The sequence below is a fragment of the Sorangium sp. So ce185 genome, from assembly GCF_051526825.1.
Lineage (GTDB): Bacteria > Myxococcota_A > Polyangia > Polyangiales > Polyangiaceae > Sorangium > Sorangium cellulosum_D.
In genome coordinates this window covers 10,343,786-10,359,216 of record NZ_CP150316.1, presented here as the reverse complement: position 1 = coordinate 10,359,216, position 15,431 = coordinate 10,343,786, and the positions used below count along the sequence as shown (strand labels likewise).

The window sequence follows — 15,431 nt, the reverse complement described above, 5'->3', positions numbered from 1 at the left end:
GGCCATGCTACGCGCCGGGGCGCCATGGACAGCCTCCCCCTGCTCGCCGACCACCCGTACGCCTCCTTCCTCGATCAGGTCGAGAAGCCCGCGCGCTACGCGGGCGGCGAGGTCGGCTCGGTCGTGAAGGACTGGGCGTCGGTCGAGGCGCGCGTCTGCCTCGCCTTCCCCGACGTCTACGACATCGGGATGAGCCACCTCGGCTTCAAGATCCTCTACAAGCTCCTGAACGACGACCCGCGCACGCTCGCCGAGCGCTGCTATGCGCCGTGGGTCGACATGGAGGCGCAGCTCGTGAAGCGCGGGCTGCCGCTCGTCTCGCTCGAGTCCGCGCGGCCGCTCCGGGACTTCGACGTGGTGGGCTTCTCCCTGCAGTTCGAGCTCACCTACTCCAACATCCTCACGATGCTGCACCTCGGCGGCGTCCCCCTGCGCGCGGAGGACCGCGGCGAGGACGACCCGATCGTCATCGCGGGCGGCCCGACGGCGACCCACCCGGAGCCGATCGCCCCCTTCCTCGACGCCCTCGTCATCGGCGACGGCGAGGAGAAGGCGACCGAGGTGGCCCTCACGTGGACCCGGCTCAAGCGCGAGGGCGTGCCGCGGCGCGAGCGGCTCATCGCGATCGCGCGCCTCGGCGCGGTGTACGTGCCCTCGCTCTACGCGACCCGGCTCGACCCCGACACCGGCCTCGAGGTCGTCGACCGCCCGCTCGTCGACGGCATCCCGTTCCCCGTCGAGCGCGCCCTCGTCGACCTGAACCAGTACCCGTTCCCCGACGAGAGCCCCACCGGCGGCCCCGAGGCCATCTTCGACCGCATGTCGATCGAGATCGCGCGCGGCTGCACCGAGGGGTGCCGCTTTTGCCAGGCCGGCATGATCTACCGCCCGGTCCGCGAGCGCGATCCCGAGCAGATCGTCGACACCGTGATGCGCGCGGTGCAGAAGTCCGGCCAGGACGAGGTCTCGCTCACGGCGCTGTCGACGGCCGACGTCTCGTGCATCTCGCCGCTCGTCAAGAAGGTCACCGATCGCCTCACGAAGGAGCGCATCTCGCTCGGCGTCTCGTCGCTGCGCGCCTACGGGCTCGAGCCCGACCTCCTCGACGAGCTCAAGCGCGTGCGCGCCACGGGCCTCACCTTCGCGCCCGAGGCGGGGACCCAGAGGATGCGCGACGTCGTGAACAAGAACGTCACGGAGGAGCAGCTCCTCGAGACGGCCGAGCGCGTGTTCAGCCGCGGCTGGGGCAAGATGAAGCTCTACTTCATGATCGGCCTCCCGACCGAGACCGACGAGGACGTGCGCGGCATCGTCGAGACAGGCGCCCGCGCGGCCGGCGCCGGGCGGAGGGCGGCCGGCAAGGGCAAGCCGGTCGACGTGACCGTCAGCGTCTCGACCCACGTGCCGAAGCCGCACACCCCGTTCCAGTGGGCGGCGATGGACGCGCTCGCCGAGGTCGGGCGCAAGCAGCAGCTGCTCAAGGACACGGTGCGGCCCTACCGCGCTGTCACGCTGAAGACGCACGAGGCCCACGCCAGCGTCCTCGAGGGCATCTTCGCCCGCGGCGACCGCCCCCTCGCCGACGTCCTCGAGCGGGCGTGGCGGAGCGGCGCCCGCTTCGACTCGTGGGACGATCAGCTCAAGCTGTCCGTGTGGGAGGAGGCGTTCGCGCACTTCGGCGTCGACCGGGCGAGGTACCTCGGCACCCTCCCGGTGACGGCGCGGCTGCCCTGGGATCACATCGACGTCGGCCTCGAGGAGGGCTTCCTCGCGAAGGAGTACAGGAAGGCGCTCCAGAGCCGCCTCAGCCCGCCGTGCGGCAAGGTCGCCGGCACGTTCGTGCACCACACGAACCTCGAGGACGCCAGGGCCGATACGCGGCGGCTCGTCTGCTACGACTGCGGCGTCGCCTGCGACATGACGCAGATGCGCGAGGAGCGGCTGACCTTCCTCGACCGGCTCGGCGCCCACAAGCGCTCGCTGCCGGTGCTCACCGGCGCGGCCGCCTCGCCCCCGGCGGACGCCGCGCCGTCGCCCGCCGCCGCCAGCTCGCCCGCCGAGCCGGCGCACCTCGGCGGCGCGGAGTCCCCGCCCGCCGGCGCGGCGGAGCTCCCGCGCGAAAGCGCCGAGGATCCGTCCCGCGCCGAGGCCGCGGCGCCCCCGCGCGCGAAGCCGCGCGCGCCCGCGCCGAAGGGGCGCGGCGGCTTCCGTTACCGCTTCTGCTTCGAGAAGACCGGCCCGATGGCGCTGCTCGGCCACCTGGACGTCGTGCGCGAGCTGCCGCGCGTGCTCAGGCGCGTCGGCGCGCCGATGACCTACACCGCGGGCTTCCACCCGAAGCCCGACATGACGTTCTCGCCGGCGCTCTCGCTCGGCGTCATCAGCCTCGACGAGTACGTCGACCTCCGCCTCGAGCGCGACCTCGACCCGGCCGCGCTCGAGGCGCTCGTCGCCTCGATGTCGGCCGCGAGCCCCCGCGGGCTCGCGTTCCGCGGCGCCGTGAAGCTCGGCCCGGAAGACCCCGCCCTGAGCAAGCTGATCGCCGGCGCGCGCTACGCGCTCGCGTTCGCGCGCTCGGCGGTCGGCGCCGACGCCGAGGCGGTCCTCGCGGCCCGCTGCAGCGCCGCCCTCTCGGCCGCGTCGCTCCCGATCCGCCGGGAGATCGAGCGGATCGCGAAGATGGTCGACGTGCGCCAGTACCTCGTGCGGGCCGAGGTGGGCGGGCCCGACGTGCTCTCGGCGCTCGCGCGCGCGGGGCTCGTCGGCGATCTCGTCGCCCTGGAGGTCGAGGTCGACATCCGCGGCTCGGGCGCGGTGAAATCCTCCGAGGTCGCGGCGGTGATCGCGGGCGAGCCCGGGGGGGCGCCGGGCGCGATCGCGCCGCCGCCGCACCGCGCCGTGCGGCTTCAGCTGTTCGGCCGCGCCGCGCCGTCGGGCTCCGCCGCGGGCGAGCGCTTCTCGCTCTTCGACCTCGAGCGGGCGCGCCGCGTCAAGTCGGCCCCGGAGCCGGCGCCGTCCATCGCGCTCGCCGCGGACGCCGAGTGAGCCAGCCCGGGACGGTCGCACCGCAAAGATCCTCCGGGTGATGTCATCGCGTCGCCCGCGGAGCGCGCGGGCGATCGCCCGCGGATCGGCTACGCTGCGGTCCGCTTTATGGCAAAAGAGGGTCACGAGACCGAATGCTGCGCCGCGCGCCTCGCCGCGGCGGGAGCGGTTGGTGCGAGCGTCGCCCATGAGCTGCGCAACGCCCTCGCGGTCGCGGAGTCGTCGCTCTACCTGGCGCAGCGCGACCTCGACGATCGGCCCCGCCTGCTGCGCCACCTCGACCGGGTGACGTGCGAGATCCGCAAGGCGCACGAGGTCATCGGCAGCGTCCTCGGGCTGGCGCGCGGCGAGCCGCTGCGGCGCGAGCCGGCGCACGTCGGCAAGCTCATCGAGAGCGCCCGGCACGCGCTGGTGCTGCCCACGGCGGTCCGCTTCGAGGTCGCCGTCGCGCCGGCCGACCTCACGCTCCAGTGCGACCCCATCCTGCTCGAGCGCGTCTTCTCGAACCTCTACCTCAACGCCATCGAGGCGCTCGACAACGCCCCTGGCGGCTCGATCGTCACGCGCGCGTGGCGAGGCGACGAGCGCACGTACCTCGAGGTCGAGGACAACGGCCCTGGCGTCCACCCCTGCGTGGTCGACCACCTGTTCGAGCCGCTCGTGACCGCCAAGGTGAAGGGGACCGGCCTCGGGCTCGCGCTGAGCCGGGTCATCATCGAGGCGCACGGCGGCGAGATCACGGCGACGACGGGCCGGTGCACGGGCACGGCGTTCCGCATGTGGCTGCCGAGCCAGTAGCCGGGCGCGCCGGCCGGGCCCGTCGCTGGACCCCTGGCCGGGAGCGCCGCCGCCGGGTCGCGCCGCCCGCCGGGTTGCGCCGCCCGCCGGGTCGCGCCGCCCGCCGGGTCGCGCCGCCCGCATGCTATCGTCCTCTCATGTCCATGCAGGCCAAGCGCCGTCCGGCGGAACGCGGCCCGTTTCGGCCGGAGCACCTCCGCTCGGGCGCACCGTACGAGCTGTCGAATGGCCACCCTGTGTACTGCGCCCCCACGGGCGGGCGAGGCTCCGGGCCGAACCACCTGGGCAGCTCGGTCGTCGGGTGGGACCCGGCGGTCAAGGAGGCTGGCGTGGACACGGGTTATGCCCTGGGGCCGGGCACCCTCCGGGCGCCGGACGTGGCGGTGGGGAACGTGCCCGACCGGCCCGGCTGGGTGAAGGGAGTACCGGAGCTCGCCATCGAGTACGCCGACGTGGGGCAGGACGAGGCGGAGCTCACGGAGAAGATCGACGACCTGCTCGCGGCCGGCACGAAGCTCGTGTGGGTGGTGCGCCTCAACGGCCCACGGCGGGTCGAGGTGCATGAGCCCCGACGGAAGGTGCGGGTCGTGCTCCCCGGGCAGACGCTGAGCGCGCCGGGCATCCTGAAGAACTCGTTCCCGGTCGAGGCGCTCTACGATCGCAGCGAGGCGGAGAAGGCCACGCTGACCAACCTGCTCCAGCGGCGCGGCTACGAGGACCTCGACGCCGTGCTCGCTGCAGGGCGCGAAGAGGGGCGCGAAGAGGGGCGCGAAGCGGGGCGTGAAGAGGGGCGCGAGGAGGGGCGCGAAGAGGGGCGCGAGGAGGGGCGCGAAGAGGGGCGCGAGGAAGGGATCCTCGAGGGCAAGCGCGATGCGCTGCGGCGCGTCCTCGATCGGCGAGGGCTGCGGCTCACGAAGTCGGCGGCGGCGAAGATCGCGTCGTGCAGGAGCGAGCGCGAGCTCGATGGCTGGCTCGACCGCGCCCTCGTCGCGTCGACCACCGCGGAGGTGTTCAGGCGCGCGGCCCGCTGACGCGCCCCGTCGACCGCGCGCCGCGCCGGCTCAACCGCGGCCGCGGACGAGCTCGGAGACGGCCTCTCCCAGGCCCTCGAGCGTGAGCGCGAACATCGGGAAGATGCCCTTGATCGCGTCGACGGTCGGGTGGGGGTACGGGCCGATCCCGTCGGGGTTCAGCCACACGGCGCGGTCGAAATGCTCGCGGAGCATCATCAGCCAGGCGACGCCGGGCAGCCGCGCGTCGGCGTCGGGCGATGTGCCGCCGTAGCCCGACGAGCCGAGCAGCTCGTACGGCGCCATCGACGCGTCCCCGACCATCACGAGCTTGTGCTGCTTGCCGCACTCGCGGAGGAGCTCGCGCACCGGCACGGGCTCCTGCAGCCCCTCGGTCTTGTAGACCTTCTCGTAGACGCAGTTGTGGAAGTAGTAGCTCCGCAGCTCCTTCCAGTGCGTCGCGCGCTTCGCCGCGCTGAACAGCTGCGACACGAGCGCGGCGTTGGGATCCATCGAGCCGCCCACGTCCATCATCAGGATCACGCGCGTGTTCGGCCGGCGCGGGGGCCGCGTGACGATCTCGATCTCGCCCGCGTTCCTGGCCGTCGCGTCGATCGTCGCCTCGACGTCGAGCTCGCGCTCGCCGCCCTCGCGCGCGAAGGCGCGCAGCTTGCGCAGCGCCACCTCGATCTGGCGCACGTCGAGCGTGACGTCGCTGCGGTAAGGCCGGTAGCGGCGCGCGTCGGCGTTCTGCATCGCGCCGCTCCGCCCGCCCGCGGAGCCGCCGACCTGGATGCCGCTCGGGTTGAACCCGCCGCGGCCGAACGGCGACGTGCCGCCGGTCCCGATCCACCGGTTCCCCCCGTCGTGGCGCTCCCGCTGCTCGCGGAGGCGCTCCTCGAAGCGCCGGAGCACCTCCTCGAGGTCGAGCTCCTCGAGCGTCGCCTTCTCCTCCTCGGAGAGGGCGCGCATCTTCACCGGATCCCGGAGCCACGAGAGGAGCTCCTCCGCGATCGCCTTGGCCTCCACGTGCACGCCGCGGAAGTGCTGGGCGAACGCGAGGTCGAAGTCGTCGAGGTGCGCCTCGGAGTGGACAAGGAGCGCCCGCGCGACGTGGTAGAAGCCGTCGAGCGAGCTCTCGTGGAGGCCCGCGGCGAGCGCGCGCGCGAGGCCGATCGCCTCCTGGGCGCCGACCGGGACCTTGCGGGCCCGGAGCTCGTAGAGGAACTCGACGAACATCGCTACGACCGGTACCGCCTGCCGCCGGCCAGCTGATCGGCCAGGGCCGCGAGGTCCTGCTCCTTCTTGAGCAGCGCGCCGAGGAACGGCAGCGTCTTGTCGAGCTTCACCTCGCCCACGCCCGCCTTGCGCAGCACGGCGATCCAGTCGATGAGCTCGCTCGTCGAGGGCCGCTTCCGGATCCGGGTGTTCTTCCGGATCTCGTAGAAGACCTGCATCGCCTGATCGGCCAGCGTGCGATCGAGCTCGGGGTGGTGGACGCGGACGATGTCCCGCATGAGCTCCGGCTCCGGGAAATCGATGAAGTGGAAGACGCAGCGGCGCAGGAAGGCGTCCGGCAGCTCCTTCTCGTTGTTGCTGGTGATGATCACGACGGGCCGCTCGCGGGCGACGATCTCGTCCCCGGTCTCGGCGACGCGGAAGCGCATCCGATCGAGCTCGTGGAGGAGGTCGTTCGGGAACTCGAGATCGGCCTTGTCGACCTCGTCGATGAGGAGCACGACGCGCCTGTCGGCGCTGAACGCCCTCCCGAGGGGGCCGAGCTTGATGTAGCGGCGGATGTCGCGCACGTCGCCGTCGCCGAAGCGCGCGTCGTAGAGCCGCTGCACGGTGTCGTAGACGTAGAGCCCGTCCTGCGCCCGCGTGGTGCTCTTGACGTGCCAGGGGATGAGCTCGGCGGACAGGCTCTGCGCGATGGCCTCGGCGAGCAGCGTCTTGCCGGTGCCGGGCTCTCCCTTGACGAGGAGCGGCCGCTCCAGGACCAGCGCGCAGTTGACGGCGGCCTCGAGCGCTTCGTTGGTGAGGTAGCGTTCGGTGCCGCGGAAGCGGCGGAAGTCGGACATACCGAACGGTAGCACCCGCCGGCGAGCGCGGCGGTGCGCGCGGGCTCGGGCGAAACGTCGAACGACGTCGTTCGAGCGCGCCGGGGTCAGAGCCAGTCGCGCGCGAGGTAGGCTGTCCACGAGGCCGCCCGCTCCCAGAGCGGGCGCCGGGCCCAGTGCGCGACGGTGATCTCGCGGCAGTGGGCGAGGTCGTCGGCGAACATCCGCTCCAGGGCGCCGGCGAACCCGCGGTGCGAGATGACGGCGTTCGCCTCGAGGTTCATGCGGAGCGACTGGCTGTCGAGGTTCGTGGAGCCGACGGTGGACCAGACGCCGTCGATGACCGCGGTCTTGGCGTGCAGGACGCGGCCGCGCCACTCGAGCATGCGGGCGCCGGCGTCGAGGAGGTGGCCGTAGATGGTGCGCGACGCGAGCAGGACCGCGGGCACGTCGGTGGTGCCGGCGACCATGATCCTGACGTCGACCCCGCGGCGCGCGGCGGCGGAGAGCGCGTGGATGACCCGGAGCGGCGGCAGGAAGTAGGCGTTGGTGATGAAGATCCGGCGTCGGGCGCGCTCGATGGCGTGCCGGTAGGCCTCGCGGATGCCGTGGCGGTGCCTGCGGCGGGGGAGGTCGTTGCTGATGATCTGGACGGCGGGGTCGGGCCTGCGCTCGGCGTAGCCGTAGCGCTGATCGTCGATGGGGCCGCCGCCGGCGCGCTGCCAGGTGCGCAGGAAGAAGTACTGGAGCTCGGCCGCGGCGGGGCCCTCGATGCGGAGGTGGGTGTCGCGCCAGCCGGCGCCGCCGTCCTCCGGGGCGGCGTAGTCGTCGGAGATGTTGAGGCCGCCGGTGAAGGCGACGGTGCCGTCGACGATGAGCGCCTTGCGGTGGTCGCGGCGGGTCACCTTCCCGAAGGGGGCCGAGAGCTCGAGGGGGCGGAAGGCGAGGGGACGGACGCCGGCGCGGCGGAGCCCGTCGAGGAACGACGACGAGACGGACGAGCCCCAGGCATCGAAGAGCACGCTCACCTCGACGCCCGCCGCCGCCCGCGCCATGAGCGCCTCGGCGAAGCGCCGGCCGGTGCGATCGTCCCGCAGGATGTACGTCTCGAGGCAGATCGTGCGCTGGGCCCGGGCGATGGCCTCGAGCATGGCCGGGTAGGTCTGGGCGCCGTCCTTGAGGAGCGCGAGCCGGTGGGCGCCGACGGTCATCTCGGCGAAGGCGGGCGCGGTGGACGCGGGAGGGGGCGAGGACATGCAGCGAGGGGCCGGGCTGCTCGGGGTGAGGCGGCTGGATGGTAGCGCGGGTGAGGGGGCGGCATCGGCCCGATCGTCGATCCGGGCGGCCCGGCCCGAGGAGGGGGCGTGCGTCGCGCGGTGTTGGGGCCCCGCCGAACTCGCCTGGCCATCGCTCCTCCGGCAGAGCCGGAGGAGCGATGGCCAGGCTCAGACATCGGCCCATCCCCAACACCGCGCGACGCACGCCCCCTCCTCGGGCCTACCGTGGTGACGAGCGGGCCGAGTGAGCGTGTTGAGAGAAGGGAGGTCGGCGTGAACGGGAAATGTGGAGTTTGCTTTGATGTCCGGTCGAATGGGGGCGATGGGCCGGGCGGTGGAATGGGCCTATTTGAGAGGAGCGGTTGGACTTGCGCCGGGCGCACGGGCATCATCCAGCGCCTGGCGAGGAGCGCTGAGACTCCGCGGTTCGGTCCGGCTGCTCGCGCGCTGGGAGGGGACGTCACGCGATGACACCGAGGCGAGCGAAGGGGCGACACGCCGCGGAGGACGAGCTGTCGAGCGCGGGCGGCCGCGAGCACGGATATCCGAGGCCGCAGCTCCGGCGCGCCGGGTGGACCTCCCTGAACGGGACATGGGCGTTCGCGCTCGATCCGCAGGCGAGGTGGAGGAGGCCCGCCGAGGTCGTCTGGGATCGCGTCATCGACGTCCCGTTCTCGCCGGAGACGGAGCAGAGCGGGGTCGGGGAGACGGGGTTCTATTGCGCCTGCTTCTACCGGCGGACGTTCGAGGCGCCCGACCTCCGCGACGGCGAGCGGCTGGTCCTGCACTTCGGCGCCGTCGACTACGAGGCCACCGTCTGGGTAGAAGGGTGCGTGGTCGCGCGCCACGTCGGCGGTTACACGCCGTTCAGCGTCGACATCACCGACGTCCTCGGCGGGCCAGGGGCAAAGGAGATCGTCGTCCGCGCCGAGGACGACCCCGCCGACCTGGCGAAGCCGCGCGGCAAGCAGGACTGGCAGCGCGAGCCGCACTCGATCTGGTATCCGCGCACGACCGGCATCTGGCAGACCGTCTGGATGGAGCGCGTGCCGAGGACGTCGATCGGGGCGGTGCGCTGGGCGTCGAGCCTCACCCGATGGGAGATCGACTGCTACGTGAGGATCGCTGGCGAGCGGCGCGACGACCTGCGCCTCAGGGTTCGGCTCCACAGCGACGACGCGCTGCTCGCCGACGACACCTACGCCGTCGTCGCCGGCGAGGCGCACCGGCGCATCGCGCTCTCCGATCCGGGGATCGACGACTTCCGGAACCACCTCCTGTGGAGCCCCGAGTGCCCCATCCTGATCCAGGCCGAGATCGAGCTCCTCGGCCACGACGGAGAGGTGCTCGACCGCGTCCGGAGCTACACGGCGCTGCGCTCGATCGCGATCCAGGGCGATCGCGTCGTGCTCAACGGGAGGCCGCTCCCGCTCCGGATGGTGCTGGATCAGGGCTACTGGCCCGGGACCGGGATGACGCCGCCGGACGACCACGCGCTCCGGCGCGACGTGGAGCTCGCGCGCGCCATGGGCTTCAACGGCGTGCGCAAGCACCAGAAGATCGAGGACCCGCGCTACCTCTACTGGGCGGATACGCTCGGCCTCCTGGTCTGGGAGGAGATGCCGAGCGCCTACCGCTTCACCTCGCAGTCGGTCGAGCGCCTCACGCGGGAGTGGGCCGACGTGATCGAGCGCGATTACAGCCACCCCTGCGTCATGGCGTGGGTGCCGTTCAATGAGTCCTGGGGCGTGCCGAACCTGCCGGACAACGCCCGGGAGCGCCACTGGGTCGAGGCGCTCTACCACCTCACCAAGACGCTCGACTCGACCCGCCCCGTGGTCGGCAACGACGGCTGGGAGAGCGTCGCGACCGACATCATCGGGATCCACGACTACGACGCCGACGCGGAGCGGATCGCGCGGCGCTACCACGCCGAGGAGGTCCGGCCCCGGCTGTTCCAGCGCGAGCGCCCCGGCGGGCGCCTCCTCGTGCTCGACGGCCACCGCGGGGCGAGCGACCTCCCGATCGTCCTGTCGGAGTTCGGCGGGATCGCGCTCCGGCAGGGCACCTCGGGTATCTGGGGCTATTCGCTCTACAACGAGCCGAGGTCGTTCGCCCGAGCCTACGAGAGCTTGCTCGCGGCCGTGCGCTCGGTCGAGCTGCTCAGCGGCTTCTGTTATACGCAGTTCGCCGACACGTACCAGGAGGCGAACGGGCTTCTCTACGCGGATCGAACCCCGAAGTTCCCGCTCCACGAGATCGCCGCCGCGACGCGCGGCCGCGTCGCCGGGCACCTGCAGCCCGATTGCCTGGAGCTCCGAGGACGCGAGGGACCTCGGCAAGAGGGCGTGGTCGATCCCCTGGTCGAGGACGGCGGTTAGCCGCGCCGGGGCGCCGGCCGGCCTGGAGCGCTGCCGCGCGTCAGCCGACTCCGGTCTCGTCCAGATGCATTGGGTTTCCGAGCCTGTTCCTCGACATGGACACGCCCTCGCGCGGCGGCTTCGCGCGAGGAGCGCTGACGCCGCGCCGCGGCGCGATTCCGGGCATGCTCCTTGAATAACGCTTGTCCGAAGCCCGGGATGCGACCCAGGTGCACAGCGAGATCGAGCGGGAGGGATCGATGAGCGCGAGACCGCAGCCGGACGTGATCTGCTTTTCGCACCTGCGCTTCAGCTTCGTGTTTCAGAGGCCGCAGCACCTGCTCACGCGCTGCGCGCGGCGGCGCAGGGTCTTCTTCTTCGAAGAGCCGTTGTTCGACGGCGGGCCCCCGCGCCTCGAGGAGACGGCGACCCAGCACCAGGGCCTCTGCGTCGCGACTCCGCACCTGCCCTCCGGCGCCGAGCCCTCCCGGGCCTCTGCCATGCAACGCGAGCTCCTCGACGGCATGATGAGGCGCCACGCGATCAGCGACTGCGTGCTCTGGTATTACACGCCGGTGGCGCTGCCGTTCTCTCGGCACCTCGCGCCCGCGGCGACCGTCTACGATTGCATGGACGAGCTCTCGGCGTTCGCCGGGGCGCCCCCGGCGCTCAAGGAGCGCGAGGCCGAGCTCCTGCGCCGCGCCGATCTGGTCTTCGCTGGCGGCGCGAGCCTCTACGAGGCGAAGCGCGCGCTGCACCCGCGCGTGCACGCGTTCCCGAGCAGCGTCGACGTCGCGCACTTCGCCCGCGCGCGGGCCGCTTCCCGCGCCGATCCCGAGGACCAGGCCGCGATCCCGAGGCCGCGCCTGGGCTTCTTCGGCGTCATCGACGAGCGCATGGACCTCGAGCTCCTCGCCGCCGTGGCAGCGCTGCGGCCGGCCTGGCAGATCGTGCTTGTGGGGCCCGTGGTCAAGATCGACCCGGCGACGCTGCCCCGCGCGCCGAACATCCATGTCCTCGGGCAGAAGCGGTATGAAGACCTGCCCGCGTATCTCGGGGGCTGGGACGTGGCGCTCCTACCCTTCGCCCGGAACGAGGCCACGCGGTTCATCAGCCCCACGAAGACGCCGGAGTACCTGGCCGGCGGCAGGCCCGTCGTCTCGACGTCGATCCGCGACGTGGTGCAGCCCTACGGCGAGCTCGGGCTGGTGCGCATCGCGGACGCCCCCCGCGACTTCGTCGCCGCCGTGGAGGCGGCCCTCGCCGAGGAGCGCGGCGCGATGCTCGCGCGCGTGGACGACGTCCTCGGGCAGCGCTCGTGGGACGCCACCTGGGCCAGGATGGAGCGGCTCCTCGAGGGCGCCCTGGAGCGCCGCGGCCTCGCCGCGGCGGCGAGGTGAGCCATGTTCGATTACCTCATCGTCGGCGCGGGCTTCGCCGGGTGCGTCCTCGCCGAGCGGCTCGCCCGCGGCGCGGGCAAGAAGGTGCTGCTCTGCGACGTGCGCATGCATATCGGCGGGAATGCGTATGACCATTACGACGCCGCCGGCGTCCTCGTGCACAGGTACGGACCGCACATCTTCCACACGAACTCGCGGGAGGTCTTCGATTACCTGTCGCGGTTCACCGAGTGGCGCCCTTACCAGCACCGCGTGCGCGCCTGGGTCGACGGGCAGCTCCTGCCCATCCCGATCAACCTCGACACGATCAACGGCCTCTACGGCCTGAGCCTCAACGCGCTGGAGGTCGAGGGCTTCCTCGCCTCGAGGGCCGAGCGGCGCGAGCGCATCCGCACCTCGGAGGACGTGATCGTCAGCAAGGTGGGGCGCGAGCTCTACGAGAAATTCTTCCGCAGCTACACGCGCAAGCAATGGGGGCTCGACCCGTCGGAGCTCGACGCCTCGGTGACGGCGCGCGTCCCCGTGCGAACGAACCGGGACGACCGCTACTTCGCCGACACCTACCAGGCGATGCCGCTCCACGGGTTCACGCGGATGTTCGAGCGGATGGTCGACCACCCGGGTATCAAGATCCTGCTCAACACGGATTACCGCGAGATCTGCGCTGTCGTCCCGCACCGCGAGGTCATCTATACAGGCCCGGTCGACGCCTATTTCGACTACCGCTTCGGGAAGCTGCCCTACCGCTCGCTCGAATTCAAGTTCGAGACCAAGGATCAGGAGGTGTACCAGGCGGCGCCGGTCATCAACTACCCGAACGAGTACAGCTACACCCGGGTCACCGAGTTCAAGTACCTCACCGGCCAATCGCACCCGAGGACCACGATCGTCTACGAGTTCCCGAAGGGCGACGGCGACCCGTACTACCCCGTGCCGCGGCCGGAGAACGCGGCGCTCTACCGGAAGTACGAGGAGCTCGCCCGGTCGACGTGCGGCGTCCACTTCGCCGGTCGGCTCGGCACGTACCGCTACTACAACATGGATCAGGTCGTCGCCCAGGCCCTCACCCTCTACGCGAAGCTGACGGGCGCGCCTGGCACTCGGCCCCTCGCGGAGGCGGCGTGATCGGGCCGGGCGCCAACGAGTGCGGCGAGCCGGCGATCGAGGTCTGGGGCGGCGTCGAGTGCACGGTGAACCGTGTCCGCGACGCGTACCACGATCAGCTCGATCGGAACGGCCACGCGCACCGGCTCGACGACCTCGACCGCTTCGCCGAGCTCGGGATCCGGGCGCTGCGGTATCCCGTGCTGTGGGAGCGCACGGCGCCGGACGGCCTCGCGCGCTTCGCGTGGGCCGACGCGCGCCTCGGGAGGCTGCGCGACCTCGGCGTGCGTCCGATCGTGGGGCTCGTCCACCACGGCAGCGGGCCTCCCCGGACGAGCCTCCTCGACCCGAGCTTCGTCGAGGGGCTCGCGCGCTTCGCGCGCGCGGTGGCCGAGCGCTACCCGTGGGTCGAGGACTACACGCCGGTGAACGAGCCGCTCACCACGGCGCGCTTCTCCGGCCTCTATGGCCACTGGTACCCGCACGGGCAGGACGGCCGCGCCTTCATCCGCGCGCTCCTCACGCAGTGCCGCGCGGTCGCCGCGGCCATGCGCGCCGTCCGCGAGGTCAACCCGCGCGCGCGCCTCGTGCAGACCGAGGATCTCGGGCGGACGTTCAGCACGCCGCTGCTCGCGTACCAGGCGCAGCACGAGAATCACCGCAGGTGGTTGAGCTTCGATTTGCTCATGGGGCGGGTGGACCGGGATCACCCGTTCTATCCCCAGCTCCTCGAGTGGGGCGTGCCCGAAGGCGAGCTCGAGGCGCTCGTCGCGTCGCCGTGTCCGCCGGACATCCTCGGCGTCAATTACTACATCACGAGCGAGCGGTTCATCGACGAGCGCCTCGACCGCTATCCGCCGTGGGCGCACGGCGGCAACGGCCGGCACGCGTACGCCGACGTCGAGGCCGTCCGCGTGCTCGCCAGAGGCGTGGGCGGGCATCTCCCGAGACTCCTGGAGGTTTGGGAGCGTTACCGCCGGCCCGTCGCGATCACGGAGGCGCACCTGGGCGGCTCGCGCGAGGAGCAGCTCCGCTGGCTGGCCGAGGCGTACCGCGCGGCCGTGGCCGCGCGCGGGGCGGGCGCGGACGTGCGGGCGGTGACCGCGTGGGCGCTGCTCGGCTCGTTCGACTGGGACAGCCTCGTGGTGAGCGCGCGCGGGCGCTACGAGCCGGGCGTCTTCGACGTCCGCGGCGAGGCGCCGCGTCCGACCGCGCTCGCCGGGCTCGTCCGGGCGCTCGCGCGCGGGGAGCCCTTCTTCCACCCGGTGCTCTCGACGCCCGGGTGGTGGGGCCGCCCGGAGCGGCTGCTCTATCCGGCGGTCGGCGTGGAGGGGCGCGACGTCGCGGGGCGCGTCGAGCCGACCGGCGGCCCCGCGGCGCAGCCCGAGGGGCCGCCGATCGTGATCGCCGGCGCCGCGGGCATGCTCGGCAGGGCGTTTGCGCGCCTGTGCGCCCGCCGCGGGCTGCCGCACCGCATGCTGAGCCGCGCCGAGATGGACATCGCCGATCCCGCCTCGGTCGAGCGCGCCCTCGAGCGCTACGCGCCGTGGGCGGTCGTCAACACCGCGGGCTATGCGCGCGTGGACGACGCCGAGCTCGAGCCTCACCGCTGCGCGCGCGAGAACGCCTCCGGGCCCGCGGTGCTCGCGGCGGTGTGCCGCGAGCGCGGCGTCCGGCTCGTCACGTTCTCCTCCGATCAGGTCTTCGACGGCACGGGCACGACACCCTATGTGGAGACCGACGCGGCGCGGCCGCTGAGCGCGTACGGGCGGAGCAAGGCCGCTGCCGAGCGACAGGTGCTCTCTATCCTTCCGACGGCGCTGGTGGTGCGCACGGCGGCCTTCATCGACCCGTGGGACGAGGCTCATTTCGTCGCCGCCGCCCTGCGCGCGTTCCGCGACGGCCGCCCGTTCAGCGCGGCCGAGGACCTGATCGTGACGCCGACCTACACACCCGACCTCGTCGACGCGACCCTGGATCTCCTGATCGACGGCGAGGGCGGCCTCTGGCATCTGGCGAACCGCGACGCGGTGACCTGGGCTGAGCTCGCCGCTCGGAGCGCCGCGCTGGCGCGCCTTACCGCGGCGCTCCTCGTCCGCTGCCCGGGCAGCGCGCTCGGCTTCGTCGCGCCGCGCCCGCGGTACAGCGCCCTGGGCAGCCAGCGGGGGCTCCTGCTCCCTGCGCTCGACGACGCGCTCGCGCGATACCTGTCGACCGTGGCCGAAGCCCAGCTCGGCCGCCAGGCCGCTTGAGCCGGGACGAAAGATCGGGATCCCGCGGTCGGTGACAGGCGCCGTCGGTCGTCGGGAGAATTCGGAATCGTGTCCACGACCACCCTGGGTCGGATCGTGAGAAGCTGGTAATGGGCTTTCCGCGT

At 72.5% G+C, this 15,431-nt stretch carries 10 protein-coding genes; 7 read left to right on the top strand and 3 right to left on the bottom strand.

Annotation, left to right across the window (positions count from 1 at the left end; all coding sequences use genetic code 11):
* Nucleotides 1-24: 24 nt before the first annotated feature.
* From WMF26_RS38085 to WMF26_RS38075, 3 genes are all read left to right on the top strand, one after another.
* Nucleotides 25-3,045 carry a TIGR03960 family B12-binding radical SAM protein gene (locus tag WMF26_RS38085; RefSeq protein ID WP_437996716.1) on the top strand — a complete coding sequence of 1,007 codons (3,021 nt, stop codon included), beginning with the start codon at nt 25-27 and terminating at the stop codon, nt 3,043-3,045.
* A 108-nt stretch (nt 3,046-3,153) separates the two neighbouring features.
* Entirely contained in the window at nt 3,154-3,843 is a 690-nt protein-coding gene (locus tag WMF26_RS38080) for a sensor histidine kinase (protein WP_061624161.1), read from the top strand.
* 137 nt (nt 3,844-3,980) lie between these two features.
* On the top strand, nt 3,981-4,874 hold the full coding sequence (locus WMF26_RS38075; RefSeq protein ID WP_437996715.1) for a Uma2 family endonuclease: 894 nt from the start codon (nt 3,981-3,983) through the stop codon (nt 4,872-4,874).
* Nucleotides 4,875-4,904: 30 nt separating this feature from the next.
* Here the strand turns inward: WMF26_RS38075 and WMF26_RS38070 are convergent, their stop codons facing one another.
* The 3 genes from WMF26_RS38070 to clsB form a co-directional block, all read right to left on the bottom strand.
* Nucleotides 4,905-6,092, bottom strand: coding sequence for a vWA domain-containing protein (locus WMF26_RS38070; RefSeq protein WP_437996714.1), 1,188 nt, complete (start codon nt 6,090-6,092; stop codon nt 4,905-4,907).
* Between the two features lie 2 nt (nt 6,093-6,094).
* Entirely contained in the window at nt 6,095-6,934 is an 840-nt protein-coding gene (locus WMF26_RS38065) for an AAA family ATPase (protein WP_020739599.1), read from the bottom strand.
* Between the two features lie 86 nt (nt 6,935-7,020).
* Nucleotides 7,021-8,169: a cardiolipin synthase ClsB gene (clsB, locus tag WMF26_RS38060; RefSeq protein ID WP_437996713.1), complete on the bottom strand. Its 1,149-nt coding sequence runs from the start codon at nt 8,167-8,169 to the stop codon at nt 7,021-7,023.
* 488 nt (nt 8,170-8,657) lie between these two features.
* Here clsB and WMF26_RS38055 point away from each other — a divergent pair, with 488 nt between their 5' ends.
* The 4 genes from WMF26_RS38055 to WMF26_RS38040 all read left to right on the top strand — a co-directional run bounded on the left by WMF26_RS38055 (nt 8,658) and on the right by WMF26_RS38040 (nt 15,306).
* The gene (locus tag WMF26_RS38055; protein WP_437996712.1) at nt 8,658-10,571 is read left to right on the top strand and encodes a glycoside hydrolase family 2 protein; all 1,914 of its coding nucleotides are present in this window, start codon (nt 8,658-8,660) and stop codon (nt 10,569-10,571) included.
* 239 nt (nt 10,572-10,810) lie between these two features.
* Nucleotides 10,811-11,950, top strand: a complete 1,140-nt coding sequence (locus tag WMF26_RS38050) for a glycosyltransferase (RefSeq protein WP_437996711.1) — start codon at nt 10,811-10,813, stop codon at nt 11,948-11,950.
* Nucleotides 11,951-11,953: 3 nt separating this feature from the next.
* Complete coding sequence (gene glf, locus WMF26_RS38045) at nt 11,954-13,075, top strand: UDP-galactopyranose mutase (protein WP_437996710.1); 1,122 nt, start codon at nt 11,954-11,956, stop codon at nt 13,073-13,075.
* Nucleotides 13,072-15,306 carry a family 1 glycosylhydrolase gene (locus WMF26_RS38040; protein ID WP_437996709.1) on the top strand — a complete coding sequence of 745 codons (2,235 nt, stop codon included), beginning with the start codon at nt 13,072-13,074 and terminating at the stop codon, nt 15,304-15,306. The genes glf and WMF26_RS38040 overlap by 4 nt, the downstream gene beginning before the upstream one ends.
* Nucleotides 15,307-15,431 lie beyond the last annotated feature (125 nt).